Origin of the sequence: Herbaspirillum lusitanum, assembly GCF_026127345.1 — a bacterium.
GTDB classification, from domain to species: domain Bacteria; phylum Pseudomonadota; class Gammaproteobacteria; order Burkholderiales; family Burkholderiaceae_D; genus Herbaspirillum; species Herbaspirillum lusitanum.
The window spans coordinates 519260-537117 of record NZ_QXFG01000005.1 but is presented as its reverse complement, the minus strand read 5'-3'; the positions used below and the strand labels follow the sequence as shown (position 1 = coordinate 537117).

Below are 17858 nucleotides of genomic sequence, written 5' to 3'. Positions count from 1 at the left end.
ATTCTCCTGAATTGGATTTTGCTCAGAGCACGTTGACCTGCGGGTGCGGCACATCGTCCAGACTGAGGCGATTGCGCAATGCAGGACCGAACGCGGCGACGTCGATTTCAAACGTCTCGCCCGGCGCCACCGTGATGTTGTCCGAGCAGCTCAGCGTCGCCGTGCCGAAGAAGTGGATGTGCACGTCGCCGGGACGGCGGAACAGCGGATATTTGAAGTGGTGATATTCCAGGTTCGAGACCGTGTGCGACATGTTGTCCTCGCCGCTGACGAAGGGTTTCTCCCAGCGGACCTTGCCGTCTTGCGCACGGATGCGCGACATGCCTTGCACGTGCGCCGGCAGTTCGCCTACCAGCAATGCCGGACCAACCGAACAGACGCGCAACTTGGAATGCGCCAGGAACAGGTAATTCTGGCGCTCGGTCACGTGGTCGGAAAATTCGTTGCCGATGGCGAAACCGAGGCGGTACGGCTGGCCGTTGTCGCCGATGATGTAGAGACCGGCGATCTCCGGCTCTTCACCGCCGTCGAGCGCGAAGTGAGGCATCGCCAACGGCTCTTCCGCAGCGCGCACGATGGACCCGTCGCCCTTGTAGAACCATTCCGGCTGAACGCCGATCTTGCCGGCCGCAGGCTTGCCGCCTTCCAGGCCCATGCGGAACATCTTCATGCTGTCGGTCAGGTTGTCGCCGGCGCCGTCGAGTTTCTTGTGCATGGCGTCGCGACCATCGGCGCTGCCCAGATGAGTCAGGCCGGTGCCGGTGACGTAGCAGTGGGCCGTGTCTTCATGATCCAGCGGGGCCAGCAGGCCGCCGCTCGCCGCAACCTGCGCGTAATCGACCACGGTCGAGCCGAGTGCCGCGTTGGCGAAATCCTGCAGAGAACTTTTCTTGGCGATGGCGGCGCGCGCCAAGGCATAAGTGCTGCGATAGCCGTCAACGACGCGGATCTTCTTGCCGTCGTCTTCGAGAACGCCGACCTGGCGGCTGCCGTCAGCTTGTTTGAATTGCACCAGCAACATGGTTGTCACTCCGGATTAATATGAATCTTAGTGTGAATGTTTCGGAACGGCGGCGCCGCGGCAGCCGACCAGGAAGTCGAAATCGCAGCCTTCGTCGGCCTGCAACACGCGGTCGATGTACAGCGACTGATAGCCGCCCTGCATCGCCGGCTTGGCCTGTGCCAGCTTCTCGGCGCGCGCGGTCTGGCGCTGCGCCATTTCTTCGTCGCTAATGTCGAGATGCAGACGTCCGGCGGCACAATCCATTTCGATCCAGTCGCCGTCCTGCACGATGCCCAGCGGGCCGCCGGCAGCAGCTTCAGGCGCCACGTGGAGGACCACGGTGCCGTAGGCGGTGCCGCTCATGCGCGCATCGGAAATGCGCACCATGTCCTTGACGCCTTGCGCCAGCAGCTTGGGCGGCAAGCCCATGTTGCCGACTTCGGCCATGCCGGGATAACCCTTGGGACCGCAATTCTTCATCACCAGCACCGAGCTGGCGTCGACGTCCAGATCGGGATCGTTGATGCGTTCCTTGTAATGCGCAAAGTCTTCGAACACGACCGCCTTGCCGCGATGTTTCATCAGTTCGGGCGACGCCGCCGACGGCTTCAGCACGGCGCCGCGCGGCGACAGGTTGCCGCGCAGGATGCAGATGCCGCCGTCGTCGATCAATGGATTGTCCAGCGTGCGAATCACTTCGTCGTTGTACTGCGGCGCATCCTGGTTGTTTTCCCACAGCGTCTTGCCGTTGACTGTCATCGCATCCTTGTGCGGGATCAGGTCGGCTTCACCGAGACGGCGCAGCACTGCCGGCAAGCCGCCGGCGTAATAAAACTCTTCCATCAGGAAGCGTCCCGACGGCTGCAGGTCGACAATCGTCGGCGTGCCGCGACCGACGCGGGTCCAGTCTTCCAGCTCCAGGTCGACGCCCATGCGGCCGGCGATGGCCTTCAGGTGGATGACGGCGTTGGTCGAGCCGCCGATGGCGGCGTTGACGCGAATGGCGTTCTCGAACGCTTCGCGCGTCAGGATCTTGGACAAGGTCAGGCCTTCCCAGACCATGTCGACGATGCGCATGCCGGACATGTGCGCGAGCACATAACGGCGCGCATCAACGGCGGGAATCGCGGCGTTATGCGGCAGCGAAGTGCCCAGCGCCTCGGCCATGCAAGCCATCGTCGAAGCCGTACCCATGGTGTTGCAGGTGCCGGCCGAACGCGACATGCCGGCTTCGGCCGCCATGAATTCATGAATGGAAATCTTGCCCGCCTTGACCTGCTCGCTCAGTTGCCAGACCACCGTGCCGGAGCCGATGTCCTTGCCTTCGTGCTTGCCGTTGAGCATCGGGCCGCCGGTGACGACGATGGCCGGCACGTCGCAGCTCGCCGCGCCCATCAGCAAGGCCGGCGTGGTCTTGTCGCAGCCGACCAGCAGCACCACCGCATCCAGCGGATTGCCGCGGATCGATTCTTCAACGTCCATGCTGGCGAGGTTGCGCGTCAACATGGCAGTCGGGCGCAGGTTGGATTCGCCATTGGAGAACACAGGGAACTCGACCGGGAAACCGCCGGCCTCGATGATGCCGCGCTTGACGTGTTCCGCGATCTTGCGGAAATGCGCATTGCACGGCGTCAGTTCGGACCAGGTGTTGCAGATGCCGATGACCGGCTTGCCCTGAAATTCATGATCGGGAATACCCTGGTTCTTCATCCAGCTGCGATACATGAAACCGTTCTTGTCGGCTGTACCGAACCAGGCTGCGGAACGCAGTGTGCGCTTCTTGTCGATAGTCATTTACTCATCCGTTGGAATAGTGCGGTCGCCACTCCCGTTGTGGCGACGCTGATGAAAACGGCTGCGAGAAACTCCTCTCACAGCCCCCCTCTGGCAGAACCTTTATTTCTTGTTATTTATTTTTATTGTAGACATCAAAGAATACGGCGGCCAGCAACACCAGGCCCTTGATCACCTGCTGGTAATCGATGCCGATGCCCATGATGGACATGCCGTTGTTCATCACGCCCATGACGAAGGCGCCGATGACCGCACCCATGACCTTGCCGACGCCGCCCGAGGCCGATGCACCGCCGATGAAGCAGGCGGCGATCACGTCCAGCTCGAAGCCGGTGCCGGCCTTCGGTGTCGCCGTGTTCAGGCGCGCAGCGAAGATCAGCCCTGCCAGCGCTGCCAGCATGCCCATGTTGACGAAGGTGTAGAAGCTCACGCGTTCGGTCTTGATGCCGGACAGCTTGGCGGCTTTTTCATTGCCGCCGACGGCGTAGACGCGGCGGCCGATGGTGGTGCGATTGGTCACGAAGGTGTAGATCACCATCAGTGCGAACATGATGATCAGCACGTTCGGCATACCCTTGTAGGACGCCATCAGGTAGCTGAAGGCGATGATGCCTGCGGCGAACAGGATGTTCTTGAGCAGGAAGAACACAGCCGGCTCTTCTTCCATGCCGTGCTTGACCTGCTTGCTGCGACCATGGACTTTGACCGCCAGCAGGATTGCCGCCGCGGCAATGCCGACCAGCAGCGACGTCAGGCGTACGCTGCCGGTGTCGGTATCCGCGAAGAATTCAGGAATGAAACCCGAGCTCAGCAACTGGAAACCGCGTGGGAAAGGCCCAACCGACTGGCCTTCCAGCAGCGCCAGCGTCAGGCCCTTGAACACCAGCATGCCTGCAAGCGTGACGATGAAGGACGGGATGCGGAAAAACGCCACCCAGTAACCTTGCGCCGCGCCGATGGCGGCGCCGGCGATCAGGCAAATGACGGTGGTCAGGATGAAGTTGACTTCATAGTTGACCATCAGCACCGCCGCCAGCGCGCCGATGAAACCGACCACCGAGCCCACCGACAAGTCGATGTGGCCGGCCACGATCACCATCAGCATGCCCAGCGCCATGATCACCACATAGCTGTTTTGCAGCACCAGGTTGGTCAGGTTGAGCGGCTGCATCAGCGTACCGTCGGTCATGACCTGGAAGAAGGCCATGATCGCCACCAGCGACAGCAGCATGCCGTATTCGCGCATGTTGTTCTTGAGGAAGCCGGCGTATTCCCGCTTGGCTTCAGGGACCGCGTCGAGCGTAGGTGTCTTGCTCATTTCATTGTTCTCCATTCTTCACAATCCTTTCGTTCCTTACGATGGAACGCATGATTTTTTCCTGCGATGCATCCGCCGCCGTGTACTGGCCGACGAATTGCCCTTCGTTCATGACATAGATCCGGTCGCACATGCCCAGCAATTCCGGCATTTCCGACGAGATCATGATGATGCATTTTCCTTCCGCGGCCAGCTGGTTGATCAGGGTGTAGATCTCGAACTTGGCGCCGACGTCGATGCCGCGCGTCGGCTCGTCGAGGATCAGCACTTCCGGATTCGAGAACAGCCACTTGCTGAGCACCACCTTCTGCTGGTTGCCGCCGGACAGGTTCACCACCTTTTGCAGCACGCTCGAACAGCGGATCCGCATCTTGGTGCGGAAATCCGCCGCCACCTTGAACTCGCGCGCCTCGTCGATCACCGACTTGTCGGAGATCGCGCCCAGGTTGGCCAGCGAGATGTTCTTCTTGATGTCTTCGTCCAGCACCAGACCGTCGCCCTTGCGGTCTTCGGTGACGTAAGCGATGCCGTGGTTGATGGCTTTCTGAATCGTGCCGACATCGACCTTCTTGCCGTGCAAATACACTTCCCCGCTGATCTTGGTACCGTAGGCACGGCCGAAGATGCTCTTGGCCAGCTCGGTGCGGCCGGCGCCCATCAGGCCGGCGATGCCGACGATTTCGCCCTTGCGCACGTTGAAGTCGATGTCCTTGATCACCACGCGATCGGGATGAATCGGATGATGCACGCGCCACTGTTTGACTTCAAAAATGGTTTCGCCGATCTGCGGCTCGCGCTTGGGATAGCGGTCCGCCATCTCGCGGCCGACCATGTTCTGGATAATGCGGTCTTCGCTGATTTCTTCCTTGCGGCAGTCGAAGGTATCGACCGTGGCGCCATCGCGCAGCACGGTGATCGAATCGGCGACCTTGGAAATCTCGTTGAGCTTGTGCGAAATCAGGATCGACGAAATGCCCTGCGCCTTGAGCTCCAGCAGCAGTTCGAGCAAGGCATCGCTATCGCTTTCGTTGAGACTGGCGGTCGGTTCGTCGAGGATCAGCAACTTGACCTCTTTCGACAAAGCCTTGGCGATCTCGATCAGCTGTTGCTTGCCGACGCCGAGGTTGGTGATCAGCGTCGATGGCGGATCCTTCAGGCCGACCTTGGCCAGCAGTTCCTTGGCTTTGGCGTAGGACAGCTCCCAGTCGATCACGCCGCCGCTGGCCTGCTCGTTGCCGAGGAACAGATTTTCGGTAATCGACAGCAGCGGCACCAAGGCCAGCTCCTGATGGATGATGATGATGCCGACGCTTTCGCTGTCGACGATATCCTTGAATTCGCGGGTCTGCCCCTGATAGATGATGTCGCCGGAATAGCTGCCGTGCGGATAGACGCCGCTCAGGACTTTCATCAGGGTGGATTTGCCGGCGCCGTTCTCGCCGACCACGGCGTGGATCTCGCCGGTGCGCACTGCCAGGTTGACGTTGTTGAGCGCCTTGACACCTGGGAATGTCTTTTCAATTCCGCGCATTTCCAGAATTGTACTCATGTGTTCTGACCTCTTCTTCTGCTCCGGCCTGCCGTTGTGGTGGGATACTGCGGGCCGCTATCCTGGCGTCCGGCCGGCGCCGTTGCAAGCCGCAACAACGCCGCCTCCGGAAACACCAACCCCGCGCGCGCGGCGCGGGGTTGCTTTCTTGTCCGGTCAACATTTGCCGACCGGGACACATTCACTCAGAGAAACAAGCGAATTACTTCACTTGCGCTTCGGTGTAGTAGCCGCTGCCGACCAGCACTTCTTTCCAGTTGCTGACGTCAACGCTGACCGGCTTCAACAGGTACGAAGGGATGACCTTGACGCCGTTGTTGTAGGTCTTGGTGTCGTTGATGGTTGGCGCTTTGCCCGACAACACGGCATCGACCATGGAAACGGTGACCTTGGCCAGTTCACGCGTGTCCTTGAAGACGGTCGAACGTTGTTCACCGCGGATGATGGACTTGACCGAAGGCACTTCCGCATCTTGACCGGTCACGACCGGCATTGGCAGCTTCGGCGTACCGTAGCCGACGCCCTTGAGCGAAGAGATGATGCCGATGCTGATGCCGTCATATGGCGACAGCACTGCGTCGACGTGGGCGTTACCGTAGTAGGCGCTCAGCAGATTGTCCATGCGGGCTTGCGCAGTCGCGCCGTCCCAACGCAGCGTTGCAACCTTGTCCATGCCCATCTGCTTGCTGCGCACAACCAGCTTGCCCTTGTCGATGTATGGCTTCAGGACCGACATGGCGCCGTTGTAGAAGAAGAAAGCGTTGTTGTCGTCAGCCGAACCGCCGAACAGTTCGATATTGAACGGACCCTTGCCGCCCTTCAGGTCCAGCGCCTTTTCGATGTACGAAGCCTGCAGCACGCCGACCTGGTAGTTGTCGAAAGTCGCGTAGTAGTCGACGTTCTTGGAGTTGCGGATCAGGCGGTCGTAAGCGATGACCTTGATGCCCTTGTCGGCGGCTTTTTGCAGCACGTCGGACAGCGTGGTGCCGTCGATGGCGGCGATGACCAGCACTTTAACGCCCTTGGTCACCATGTTTTCGATCTGCGCCAACTGATTCGGGATGTCGTCTTCCGCGTATTGCAGGTCAGTCTGGTAGCCCTTTTCCTTGAATACCTTGACCATGTTGTTGCCGTCAGCGATCCAACGCGCCGACGACTTGGTCGGCATGGAGATCCCGATCAGGCCCTTGGTCTGGGCGCTCACTTGCGCGCTCACTGCCATCAGACCCATGCTCAGGCCAAGCGTCAGCCCGGCCAATACCGATTTGAGTTTCATACTTCTCGTCTCCTAGTAGTTTGTTGTTTTACTGGCAATGCAAAACATGTCAAAACGCGCGGGGAACGCTCGATGTTTTGCAAGGCCTCTACGATAACCATTAGAGCAATACATTTCTAATGATTTTTTTGCTAAAACCCATATTGTTTTCAACATCAGTTTGTTGCGCAAACGCCGTGACTCCCCTTAACTCGCGTCTGCAATATTTACGTCTTACGCTGCCTGCGCGGCTGGCTTGACGGAACCGCCGCCGGCATTCGCATCTGCCGCCTTGGCCGCGCCCAGCGACATCAACCTTTGCGCCAGGCAGAACACGAACAGCAGCACGCCGATCACGATCTTGGTCCACCACGAGCTCAGCGTACCGTCAAAAGCGATCAAAGTCTGGATCACGCCCAGGATCAGCACGCCGGTCAGCGTCCCTGCCACGTAGCCGTAGCCGCCGGTGAGCAAGGTGCCGCCGATCACCACCGCCGCGATGGCGTCCAGCTCCGTGCCTTGCGCATGCAGGCCGTAACCGGACAACATATAGAAAGAGAACAATACACCCGCCAGCGCCGCGCAGAAACCGCTGAATGCATAAATCGCGACCTTGGTGCGGCCCACCGGCAAACCCATCAGCAGCGCCGATTGCTCGTTGCCGCCCACCGCATAGACCGCGCGGCCGAAGCGCGTGTAATGCGCCAGGTAGATCGCCAGCGCCAGCATCAGCACGGCGATCACCACGCTGGGCGAGACGAAGGCGTCGCCGAGCCCGAACTCCAGCCGCGTCTGCGACATCGCCACGAACAGCGGATCGTCGATGGTGATGGAATTGATGCTGATCAGATAACACAGGCCGCGCGCCAGGAACATCCCGGCCAGCGTGACGATGAAGGGCTGCAGCTTGAAGAAATGGATCAGCACGCCCATCGCCGCGCCGAACAGGCCGCCCAGCGCCAGCACGCAGACGATCACCAGCAACGGATGCCAGTGCCACGACTGCAGCATGTAGGCTGAGATCATGGTGGTCAGCGCCAGCACCGAACCGACCGACAGATCGATGCCACCGGACAGGATCACGAAGGTCATGCCGATGCCGATCACCAGCAGGAACGCGTTGTCAATTAGCAGGTTCAATACCACCTGTACCGAAAAGAAGCCGTCGTAGGCGACCGACCCCATCGCGAACAGCACCACCAGCAAGGCGACGGTGACCAGCGAGGTGAAATACGGCGTTGCCAGCAACTGATGAAAAAGAGAACGAAAATTCTTCATGATTTTTCCTGAATGCTTAAGCTTGGTTGCCGGATTTGAACAAGCGCAGGCGGCGGAACTCGGGCGACTGCGACAGGCAAACCAGGAACACCACCACCGACTTGACCACCATGTTGACTTCCGGCGGCACGCCCAATGAATAGATCGTGTAGGTCAGCGCCTGGATGATCAGCGCGCCGATCACGCTGCCGACCAGGCTGAACTTGCCGCCCGCCAGCGAAGTGCCGCCCAGCGTCACCGCCAGGATCGCGTCCAGCTCCAGCAACAGGCCGGCGTTGTTGGCGTCGGCGCTCTTGATGTTGGCGCTGATCATCAACCCGGCCAGGCCGGCGCACAGGCTGCAGAAGATGTAGACGAAGAAGATCAGCGCCGCAGTGCGGATGCCGGCCAGGCGCGACGCCACCGGATTGATGCCGACCGACTGGATGAACAGGCCCAGCGCCGTCTTGCGCATCAGCAGCGCCAGCACCACGAACATGCCGGCGACGATGAACAGCGAGAACGGCAAGCCCCACAGGTAACCGCTGCCGAGATAGAAGAACGGCTTGTAATACACCGTGATGATCTGGCCGTCGGTCAGCAGCTGCGCCAGCCCGCGCCCGGCCACCATCAGGATCAGCGTGGCGATGATCGGTTGCAGGCCCAGCGTCGCCACCAGCAGGCCGTTCCACGCGCCGCACAGCAGCGCCACGCCGAGCGCGGCAGCCAGCGCCCAGCCCATCGGGATGTTGCTGACGTATTCCGGCACGCCGTTGTTGACGACCATGGTGCCGCCGATCAGCATCGCAGCGATCGTCCCCGAAATCGCCACCACTGCCCCGACCGAAATGTCGATGCCGCGCGTGGCGATCACCAGCGTCATGCCGAGCGCCGCCAGCATCAGCGGCGCCGCGCGGTTGACGATGTCGATCACGCTGCCGTACAGATGGCCGTCCTTCATCTCGATGCGGAAGAACCCGGGGATCATGAAGAAGTCGATCAGCAGCAGTACCGCCAGTGCGCCCAGCGGACGGCTCAGCGGATGAAAGAAGGCACGCCGCAGCCGGTTGACGGCGGCGTCCGAAGACGGATTGCGATTGGAAACCAGATTGGAATTCATTGATGCGCTCATGTTGCTGTTCCTGCTGCCACTTCAGCATTTTCACCCGCAATCACCTGCAGCACCGAGGCGTCGTCCAGCTCGCCGCGCAGGTACTCGCCGCAGCCATGGCGATCGCGCAGCACCAGCATGCGGTCGCTGCAGCGCAGCACTTCGGGGATTTCGGAAGAGATGAAAAGAATGGACATGCCCTTGCGGCACAAGGCCATGACGTAATCCATGATCTCCTGCTTGGCGCGCACGTCGATGCCGCGTGTCGGCTCGTCCAGGATCAGCATGTCGGGGTCGGTCGCCAGCCAGCGCGCCAGCAAAGCCTTCTGCTGGTTGCCGCCGGACAGCAGACCGATCGGGGTTTCAATGTCGGCGGTCTTGATGCCGAGCCATTTGACGTAGTCGGCCGCGATCTGCTGCTGGCGCTTGCGCGGGATCACGTGCAGCAGGCCGTTGCGGGCCTGCAGCGCGAGGATGATGTTGTCGCGCACGGACAGGTCGAGGATGGCGCCCTCCTTCTTGCGGTCTTCGGAACAGAAGCCGATGCCGGCGGCGATGGCGTCGCGCGGGGTGGAGAATTTCACCGGCTTGCCCTTGATGCTGATCTCGCCGCTGTCGGCCTTGTCGGCGCCGAACAGGAGTCGTGCAGTCTCGGTGCGGCCGGAGCCGAGCAGACCGCACAAGCCGAATACTTCACCGGCGCGCAGGTCGAAATCCTGCGGCGTCAATGCCCCCTTGCGGCCAAGTCCGCGCGCCTGCAGGAACACTTCGCCGTCGTTGGCGGCCGGCGTGATCTCGGCATTATCGGCCAGCGCCTCGCCGGCGGCGGTGGCGTCGACCTGCACGCCGATCATCTTGTTGACCAGATCGAGGCGCGACAATTCGCTGGCGGCGTATTCGCCTTCGCGCACGCCGTTGCGCAGCACCGTGATGCGGTCGGAGATTTCGTAAGTCTGGTCGAGGAAATGCGTGACGAAGAGAATCGCCATCCCTTCCTCGCGCAGACTGCGCAAGACCTTGAACAGCAATTGCACCTCCGCCTCATCGAGGCTGGAAGTCGGCTCGTCGAGGATCAGTACGCTGGCCGATACGCTCACCGCGCGCGAGATCGCCACCATCTGCTGGATCGCCAGCGGATACGCGGACAGAGGTTTTTTTACGTCAATGTGCAAGTCAAGCTTCGCCAGCAACTTGGCGGCGCGGCGTTGCATGGCGGCCCAGTCGATCGGCCCCACGCCGCCCCATTTGCGCGGATAGCGGCCGATGAAAATATTCTCGGCCACGGTCAGGTTGGGACACAGGTTGACTTCCTGGTACACGGTGCTGATGCCCAACTGTTGCGCTTCCAGCGTCGAACCCGGCCGGATGGCGCGGCCGCGCAGCAGGATATAGCCGTCGTCGGGCGTGTAGACGCCGGTCAGGACCTTGATCAGCGTCGATTTGCCGGCGCCGTTCTGGCCCATGAGGGTATGGACTTCGCCCGGAAACAGGCGCAGGCCGACGTTGCTGAGTGCCTTGACGCCGGTGAAGGATTTATGGATGCCGGTGAGTTCCAGCGCCGGTTCGGCGCCGATGGCAGGAATGTTTTCTGAAGTTGCGTTCGACATGGCGTTACCGCAAGTGAAAAAACGGCGGGCCGAAGCCCGCCGCACAAAGCCTGTTGAGCAGATCCGCCGCAACACAAAGGGGCATTGCGACGCATCGTTCCAGGCCCAGGGGTTACTCCAGAGCAGAGGAGAAACAACACCGGGAAATTGCTTCCCCGGTCATACGATCGGAGCCCTCATGGTTCGCATGCGGGCGGGAGACCGATCAATATCCGATATCAAGCATCAGTACTTGCGATTAGGGAATTCCTTGGCCGCGACTTCGGCCGGGAACACGCCTTCTTCAGTAGTGATCCGCTTCGGCACTTCCTTGCCGGCCTTGACGTCCTTTGCGATCGACATCAGTTGCGGTCCGAGCAGCGGGCTGCACTCGACGGTGACGTTGAGCTTGCCGGCCATCATGGCTTCGAACGCACCCTTCACGCCGTCAATCGAAATCACGAGGATGTCCTTGCCCGGTTTCAGGCCGGCTTCTTCGATGGCCTGGATGGCGCCGATGGCCATGTCGTCGTTGTGCGCGTAGAGCACGTTGATCTTCTTGCCGTCGGCCTTGAGGAAGGCTTCCATGACTTCCTTGCCCTTGGCGCGGGTAAAGTCGCCGGTCTGCGAGCGGATGATCTTCAGGTTCGGATTGGCTTTGATTTCTTGTTCGAAACCGGCCTTGCGGTCGATCGCCGGCGCCGAGCCGACCGTGCCTTGCAATTCGACGATGTTGATGTCGCCGGCCGGCAGCGTCTTGGCGCGATCCAGCAACCAGCGTGCAGCGCGGCGGCCTTCTTCGACGAAGTCGGAACCGATGAAGGTCACGTACAGCGACTTGTCGCTCACGTTGACGGCGCGGTCAGTCAGGATCACCGGGATCTTGGCGGCCTTGGCTTCGCGCAGGACGGTGTCCCAGCCCGATTCAACCACCGGCGAGAAGGCGATCACATCGACCTTTTGCGCGATGAAGGAGCGGATGGCCTTGACCTGGTTTTCCTGCTTCTGCTGCGCATCTGCGAACTTCAGGTTGACGCCGGCTTTCTTGGCGGCGTCCTTGATCGAGGCGGTGTTGGCAGTGCGCCATTCGCTCTCGGCGCCGACTTGCGAGAAGCCCATCGTCAATGGTTTGTCGGCAGCCACAGCGCCGGACAGGGCGCTCCAGCCCAGGGTCATGCAAACGGCGGCGCCCAGCAGGGTTCTGCGAGTCATTTTCATTGCTTGTCTCCAATTATGTTTATCAACACGTACTATTTTTATTTGGTGTCCGGCGCTGTCGTGGGGGAACGGAGGCGCCGTCATTTGCGTCTTCGCCGGCATCTGATGTGCAGCGAAATATGCCGGTCAATAGTAGGAGAGCGAGAAATATCTATCCAATGAATTTTTAGCGATTTCCGATACCGAAACAGGCATGGTGTTTTAGTCAACTACATCGATGACGAAATGCTGACAGCTAGATCGTTTTCGATATCAATGTTCACAAATTTTTCATTATTCCGCATCGGTAGCCGATGTTAGGATCGGCGCTGTTTTTGCTTCAGATAGCAGCCCAGGCGGAGCAGACCGCACAGCATCCGCCCAGATAATCGAGACAGCAACCGAGACGCCATGACCACAACCCCAGCAGCGCAGCGCGGCGGCGCGGCCGCCATTGAGACCGTGACCCTTCGCTCCGGACGTCAACGCCTGAGCGTGCTGCCCGGGCTCGGCGCCGGCATCGCGGCCTGGGATCTGGAATGGCGCGGCGCATGGACGCCGCTGTTCCGCCCCTGGGCCGGCGCCGACGATCTCTATACGACAGCCTGCTTCCCGCTGGTGCCGTGGTCGAACCGCATCACCGAAGGCGGCTTCATGCACAAGGGCGCACACTACCCGGTGCTGCAAAACCGCGCCGGCGAAAACTATCCCATCCATGGCGACGGCTGGCTGCAAGCCTGGCGCGTCGCCGGAAAAACCGACAACCGCATCGTGCTGGCGCTGGACTCGGCGCAATACGACGGCGATCCGTATACCTACCACGCGACGCAGACCCTGACGCTGAACGACGACGGCCTGACCATTGATCTGGAAGTCACCAATCGCGGCGCCGAAGAACTGCCGTTCGGCCTCGGCCTGCATCCCTACTTTCCGCGCAACGCCGAAACGCGCCTGCAATCGCGCGCCGACGGCGTCTGGCTGTGCGGCGCCGATCCGATTCCGACCGGACATACGCGCGACTTCCCGGCCACCTTCGACTACAACCGGTTTGCGCCGGTGGAGTTCCCCGCCGACGGTCCGCTGATCGACAACTGCTTCACCGGCTGGGACGGTCTGTCGCACATCGACTACCCCGACCGCGGCCTGCGCCTGAGCATGCAGATGGAAAACTGCAAGGGTTACAGCCTCATGTACCGCCCGCCCGGCCTTGACTATTTTTGCCTGGAGCCGATCACGCATCCGATCGACGCCTTCCACATGCCCGACCGTGACGGCCTGGTCAATCTGGCGCCGGACGCGTCCATGCGATTGCTCACGCATTTCATCGTGAGCGAGCTTTGAATCCGCTTTGAACCTGCCTTGAATTTGTTTTAAAACCGAACGCACAATGACGCAAGCAACTCCTTCCACCTCCTCCACCGGCCTGATCGCGCTCGACTGGGGCACCACCTCGCTGCGCGCCTATCGCTTCGATGCCGACGGCCGCGTGGCCGACAGGCGCGCGTTGCCGTGGGGGGTCATGAACCTGCCGCCGGCGGAAGACGGTGCCGGTGCTTCTGCCAACTCTGCCGACGCCGGCTTCCGTCGCGCGCTGCAGGCCGCATGCGGCGATTGGCTGCGCGATTTCCCGGCCACGCCGCTGATCGCCGCCGGCATGGTCGGCAGCAAACAGGGCTGGCGTGAAGCGCCCTACCTCGACGTGCCGCTGGCCGTCAGCGAAGTCGGCAACACCATGACCGTGGTCGACACCGGTTTCGGCGTGCCGCTGCACATCGTGCCGGGATTGCTGCAACGCTCGGCGCTGCCCAACGTAATGCGCGGCGAAGAAACCCAGGTCGCCGGCATCCTCGACCAGTTGCAGGTCGACGACATCCTGATCGGCCTGCCCGGCACGCACTCGAAATGGGTGCATGTACGCGGCAAGCGCATCGAGCATTTCGACACCTTCATGACCGGCGAGATGTACGCGGTACTGAGCAACCACAGCATCCTCGGCCGCACCATGCAGCGCGACGGCGCCGTGGATGCGACGGATGATGCCGCCTTCGTGCGTGGCGCACTGGTGGCGAAATCTTCCGACGGCCGCGCCGGCATGCTGTCCAACATCTTCAGCAGCCGCACGCTGGGACTGACCGGCGAACTGTCGCCGCGCGCCCAGGCGCATTACCTGTCCGGCCTGCTGATCGGCCACGAAATCGCCGCGCTGCTGGCGACCACCGGCGGCATCCGGCAACAGCGCATCGCCCTCATCGGCGACGATGTGCTGTGCGAACGTTACCGCCAGGCGCTGGCGCTGTACGACCTTATCCAAGTTGAAATCGCCGCTGCCGCCACCGAGCACGGCTTGTGGAAACTGGCGGCGCATGCCGGCCTGGTTTCCGCGTCACCGCGAACATAAAGAAAGTAGAACCATGCTGAAGAATCTTTTCCAGAACGCCCTGCAGCACTGCGGCCTGATCGCCATCCTGCGCGGCGTGCGTCCCGATGAAGTCGAAGCCATCGGCAAGGCCTTGTATGAAGCCGGCTTTCGCGTCATCGAAGTGCCGCTCAATTCGCCCGAGCCGTTGCAAAGCATCGCCACGCTGCGCCGCACGTTGCCGGCCGATTGCGTGATCGGCGCGGGCACCGTGCTGAGTCCGGAACAAGTCGCCCAGGTCAAGGCTGCCGGCGGCGAGCTGATCGTCATGCCGCACAGCGACGCGCGCGTGATCCACGCCGCCAAGGAGGCCGGCCTGTGCAGTGCCCCGGGCGTGGCCACCGTGACCGAAGCATTTGCCGCGCTGGCCGCCGGCGCCGACGTGCTCAAGATGTTCCCCGCCGAACAGCTCGGCACCCACGTCGTCAAAGCCTGGCGCGCCGTGATCCCGGCCTCGGTTGCCTTGCTCCCGGTAGGCGGCATCATGCCCAGCAGCGTCTCGGTGTTCGTCGATGCCGGCGCGTCCGGTTTCGGTCTCGGCTCGGCGCTGTTCAAGCCGGGCATGTCGGCCGCCACGGTCGGCGAAAACGCCAAGGCCTTCGTCAGCGCCTGGCAGACACGCAACGGCGATTCGACGCCGACCACTTAGCACCCAGATCACATTGCATAAAAGAAGCCGGTCGCAAGATCACCATCATGATCTGACGACCGGCCGCTCCTCAACCAGCCCGCAGCAAGACTGGGCGCTTTTTCTCAGAACGGATCATCTCCGATGAAAATCACAAAACTGACCACCTTTATCGTACCGCCGCGCTGGTGTTTCCTCAAGATCGAAACCGATGAAGGCATCGTCGGCTGGGGCGAACCCGTAGTCGAAGGCCGCGCGCACAGCGTCGCCGCCGCCGTCGAAGAACTGGCCGATTACCTGATCGGCAAGGACCCGCGCAACATCGAAGATCACTGGACCGTGCTCTACCGCGGCGGCTTCTATCGCGGCGGCGCGATCCACATGAGCGCACTGGCCGGCATCGACCAGGCGCTGTGGGACATCAAGGGCAAGGCGCTCGGCCTGCCGGTCAACCAGTTGCTGGGCGGCCCGGTGCGCGACAGCATCCGCGTGTACTCGTGGATCGGCGGCGATCGTCCGGCCGACACGGCGAAGGCGGCCAAGGACGCGGTGGCGCGCGGCTTCACCGCCGTCAAGATGAACGGCACCGAAGAACTGCAATTCATCGACACCTACGACAAGGTCGAGCTCACGCTGGCCAATGTCGCGGCAGTGCGCGAGGCGGTCGGCCCCAACGTCGGCATCGGCGTCGACTTCCACGGTCGCGTGCACAAACCCATGGCCAAGGTGCTGGTCAAGGAACTCGAACAGTACAAGCTGATGTTCATCGAAGAACCGGTGCTCAGCGAAAACTACGAAGCACTCAAGGAAATCGCCCACCTCACCGGCACACCGATCGCGCTGGGCGAGCGCCTGTACTCGCGCTGGGACTTCAAGCGCATCCTCAGCGAAGGCTACGTCGACATCATCCAGCCCGATGTCTCGCACGCCGGCGGCATCACCGAGACGCGCAAGATCGCCACCATGGCCGAAGCCTACGACGTCGCGCTGGCGCTGCACTGCCCGCTCGGACCGATTGCGCTGGCAGCCTGCCTGCAAGTCGACGCCGTGTCGTACAACGCCTTCATCCAGGAACAAAGCCTGGGCATCCATTACAACGAGAGCAACGATTTGCTCGACTACGTCACCGACGCCGACGTGTTCAGCTACAAGGATGGTTACGTCACCATCCCGAACGGTCCGGGCCTCGGCATCGAGATCAATGAAGAGTATGTAAGGCAGCGCGCCGAAGTCGGACACCGCTGGCGCAACCCGATTTGGAGGCATAAAGACGGCAGCTTCGCAGAGTGGTAAAACCTGTCCGGGGTCCTACTGCGGAGCCATGATCCACCACCGTACGGTGCTCAGTCCTCACGTACATGAAGTACGTTCCGGTCCTTGCGCTCCGGTCGGCGGCGGCTGATGACTCCTCGCTACGGACCGCGAACAGGTTTCGATCTCTTTGAGTTCGCACGATTCTCTTCAATATATTTCATCCATGCGGCCCGCATCTGCTCAGCAGATCGGGCCGCAGCCACGTAAAATAACGGTTTTCCCCGCAGTTCCTCCATCAGGATTTTCATCATGCACTGGCCCCTCTTCGCCCTCGCCGTTGCCGCCTTCGGCATCGGCACTACAGAATTCGTGATCATGGGGCTCTTGCCTGATGTCGCCCGCGATCTCGGCGTCTCTGCGCCGGCGGCAGGCATGCTGGTGTCCGGCTACGCGCTGGGCGTGGCCGCCGGCGCGCCGGTGCTGGCGATCCTTACCGCCAAGTGGCAACGCAAGCGCGCGCTGGTCGGCCTGATGTGCCTGTTCATCCTCGGCAACGTGCTGTGCGCGATTGCGCCGAGCTACAACTTCCTGATGGTGGCGCGCGTGGTGACGGCGTTCTGCCATGCCGCGTTCTTCGGCATCGGCTCGGTGGTCGCCGCCGAACTGGTGCCGCGTGAAAAGCGTGCGCAAGCCGTGGCGCTGATGTTCACCGGCCTGACCGTCGCCAATATCCTCGGCGTGCCGTTCGGCACCGCGCTGGGCCATGCCGCCGGCTGGCGCTCGACCTTTGGCGCGATCACGCTGATCGGCCTGGCTGCCGTGATCATGCTGTGGATCTGCCTGCCGAAAAAGATCGCCATGCAAGGCGGCAGCATCTTCAAGGAATTCCGCGCCATCGTCCATCCGCAAGTCCAGTTCGCGCTGCTGACCAGCACGCTGGCCTCGGTCAGTATGTTCAGCGTGCTGACCTACATCGCCTACATCCTGCTCGACGTCACCGGTTTCACCGCGCATCAGGAGAGCTGGGTGCTGCTGCTGTTCGGCGCCGGCATCACGGTCGGCGGCCTGATCGGCGGCCGTCTCGCGGACTGGCGATTGATGCCGGTGCTGTTCTCGATGTTCGTCTGCATCGCGCTGATCCTGGTGCAGTTCTCGTGGAGCAGCCGCTACCCGCTGCCGACGCTGATCACCATGTTCATCTGGGGCGCGTTCTCGTTTGCCGTCGTTCCCGCTGCGCAGATCCGTGTTCTCGACAAAGCCAAGGACGCGCCGAACCTGGCGTCGACACTCAATCAAGGCGCGTTCAATGTCGGCAATGCGACCGGCGCCTGGCTCGGCGGGCTGGCGATCTCGGCCGGCTTGCCGCTGACCGATCTGCCGCTGCTGGGCGCAGGCGTGTCGGTGCTGGGTTTCCTGACGGTGCTGACCTCGGCCTTGCTGGATCGGCGTGCAGCGCGCGTTGCGGCTTGATTCGGCGGGTCCTGAAAAAG

General features: G+C 61.7%; 14 protein-coding genes. 5 read left to right on the top strand and 9 right to left on the bottom strand.

The genetic code is table 11. The features are described from left to right. Window positions 1-22: 22 nt before the first annotated feature. From araD1 to DXT88_RS06600, 9 genes are all read right to left on the bottom strand, one after another. The gene (gene araD1 / locus DXT88_RS06640; protein ID WP_265212087.1) at window positions 23-1021 is read right to left on the bottom strand and encodes an AraD1 family protein; all 999 of its coding nucleotides are present in this window, start codon (window positions 1019-1021) and stop codon (window positions 23-25) included. Window positions 1022-1048: 27 nt separating this feature from the next. After that, on the bottom strand, window positions 1049-2797 hold the full coding sequence (locus DXT88_RS06635) for an IlvD/Edd family dehydratase (RefSeq protein WP_265212086.1): 1749 nt from the start codon (window positions 2795-2797) through the stop codon (window positions 1049-1051). Window positions 2798-2909: 112 nt separating this feature from the next. Then, complete coding sequence (gene mmsB / locus DXT88_RS06630; RefSeq protein WP_193365596.1) at window positions 2910-4115, bottom strand: multiple monosaccharide ABC transporter permease; 1206 nt, start codon at window positions 4113-4115, stop codon at window positions 2910-2912. 1 nt (window position 4116) lies between these two features. Then, complete coding sequence (mmsA, locus tag DXT88_RS06625) at window positions 4117-5664, bottom strand: multiple monosaccharide ABC transporter ATP-binding protein (protein WP_265212085.1); 1548 nt, start codon at window positions 5662-5664, stop codon at window positions 4117-4119. A 202-nt stretch (window positions 5665-5866) separates the two neighbouring features. Next, entirely contained in the window at window positions 5867-6940 is a 1074-nt protein-coding gene (gene chvE, locus DXT88_RS06620; protein WP_016836723.1) for a multiple monosaccharide ABC transporter substrate-binding protein, read from the bottom strand. A gap of 213 nt (window positions 6941-7153) precedes the next feature. Next, the gene (gene yjfF / locus DXT88_RS06615) at window positions 7154-8197 is read right to left on the bottom strand and encodes a galactofuranose ABC transporter, permease protein YjfF (RefSeq protein ID WP_016836724.1); all 1044 of its coding nucleotides are present in this window, start codon (window positions 8195-8197) and stop codon (window positions 7154-7156) included. Window positions 8198-8213: 16 nt separating this feature from the next. Beyond that, entirely contained in the window at window positions 8214-9308 is a 1095-nt protein-coding gene (locus DXT88_RS06610; protein WP_265212084.1) for an ABC transporter permease, read from the bottom strand. Then, on the bottom strand, window positions 9305-10894 hold the full coding sequence (locus DXT88_RS06605) for a sugar ABC transporter ATP-binding protein (RefSeq protein WP_265212083.1): 1590 nt from the start codon (window positions 10892-10894) through the stop codon (window positions 9305-9307). Before DXT88_RS06605 ends, DXT88_RS06610 begins: the two co-directional genes overlap by 4 nt. 225 nt (window positions 10895-11119) lie before the next feature. Next, on the bottom strand, window positions 11120-12091 hold the full coding sequence (locus tag DXT88_RS06600) for an ABC transporter substrate-binding protein (protein WP_016836727.1): 972 nt from the start codon (window positions 12089-12091) through the stop codon (window positions 11120-11122). Window positions 12092-12481: 390 nt separating this feature from the next. On the opposite strand from DXT88_RS06600, the gene DXT88_RS06595 reads away from it, so the two are divergent. The 5 genes from DXT88_RS06595 to DXT88_RS06575 all read left to right on the top strand — a co-directional run bounded on the left by DXT88_RS06595 (window position 12482) and on the right by DXT88_RS06575 (window position 17838). Continuing rightward, entirely contained in the window at window positions 12482-13411 is a 930-nt protein-coding gene (locus DXT88_RS06595; protein WP_265212082.1) for an aldose 1-epimerase, read from the top strand. Between the two features lie 46 nt (window positions 13412-13457). Continuing rightward, complete coding sequence (locus DXT88_RS06590; protein ID WP_265212081.1) at window positions 13458-14468, top strand: 2-dehydro-3-deoxygalactonokinase; 1011 nt, start codon at window positions 13458-13460, stop codon at window positions 14466-14468. Window positions 14469-14481: 13 nt separating this feature from the next. Continuing rightward, entirely contained in the window at window positions 14482-15135 is a 654-nt protein-coding gene (locus tag DXT88_RS06585) for a 2-dehydro-3-deoxy-6-phosphogalactonate aldolase (RefSeq protein WP_016836729.1), read from the top strand. Window positions 15136-15258: 123 nt separating this feature from the next. Further along, window positions 15259-16407: a galactonate dehydratase gene (gene dgoD, locus DXT88_RS06580; RefSeq protein ID WP_016836730.1), complete on the top strand. Its 1149-nt coding sequence runs from the start codon at window positions 15259-15261 to the stop codon at window positions 16405-16407. 270 nt (window positions 16408-16677) lie between these two features. Continuing rightward, window positions 16678-17838 (top strand): MFS transporter, encoded by a 1161-nt coding sequence (locus tag DXT88_RS06575; RefSeq protein WP_265212080.1) that lies wholly within the window; start codon window positions 16678-16680, stop codon window positions 17836-17838. The last annotated feature ends 20 nt before the right edge of the window (window positions 17839-17858 follow it).

Bases quoted from the DNA above. Each gene is read 5' to 3' on its own strand.
- araD1 (WP_265212087.1), bottom strand. From the start codon at position 1,021: ATGTTGCTGGTGCAATTCAAACAAGCTGACGGCAGCCGCCAGGTCGGC.
- DXT88_RS06635 (WP_265212086.1), bottom strand. From the start codon at position 2,797: ATGACTATCGACAAGAAGCGCACACTGCGTTCCGCAGCCTGGTTCGGT.
- mmsB (WP_193365596.1), bottom strand. From the start codon at position 4,115: ATGAGCAAGACACCTACGCTCGACGCGGTCCCTGAAGCCAAGCGGGAA.
- mmsA (WP_265212085.1), bottom strand. From the start codon at position 5,664: ATGAGTACAATTCTGGAAATGCGCGGAATTGAAAAGACATTCCCAGGT.
- chvE (WP_016836723.1), bottom strand. From the start codon at position 6,940: ATGAAACTCAAATCGGTATTGGCCGGGCTGACGCTTGGCCTGAGCATG.
- yjfF (WP_016836724.1), bottom strand. From the start codon at position 8,197: ATGAAGAATTTTCGTTCTCTTTTTCATCAGTTGCTGGCAACGCCGTAT.
- DXT88_RS06610 (WP_265212084.1), bottom strand. From the start codon at position 9,308: ATGAGCGCATCAATGAATTCCAATCTGGTTTCCAATCGCAATCCGTCT.
- DXT88_RS06605 (WP_265212083.1), bottom strand. From the start codon at position 10,894: ATGTCGAACGCAACTTCAGAAAACATTCCTGCCATCGGCGCCGAACCG.
- DXT88_RS06600 (WP_016836727.1), bottom strand. From the start codon at position 12,091: ATGAAAATGACTCGCAGAACCCTGCTGGGCGCCGCCGTTTGCATGACC.
- DXT88_RS06595 (WP_265212082.1), top strand. From the start codon at position 12,482: ATGACCACAACCCCAGCAGCGCAGCGCGGCGGCGCGGCCGCCATTGAG.
- DXT88_RS06590 (WP_265212081.1), top strand. From the start codon at position 13,458: ATGACGCAAGCAACTCCTTCCACCTCCTCCACCGGCCTGATCGCGCTC.
- DXT88_RS06585 (WP_016836729.1), top strand. From the start codon at position 14,482: ATGCTGAAGAATCTTTTCCAGAACGCCCTGCAGCACTGCGGCCTGATC.
- dgoD (WP_016836730.1), top strand. From the start codon at position 15,259: ATGAAAATCACAAAACTGACCACCTTTATCGTACCGCCGCGCTGGTGT.
- DXT88_RS06575 (WP_265212080.1), top strand. From the start codon at position 16,678: ATGCACTGGCCCCTCTTCGCCCTCGCCGTTGCCGCCTTCGGCATCGGC.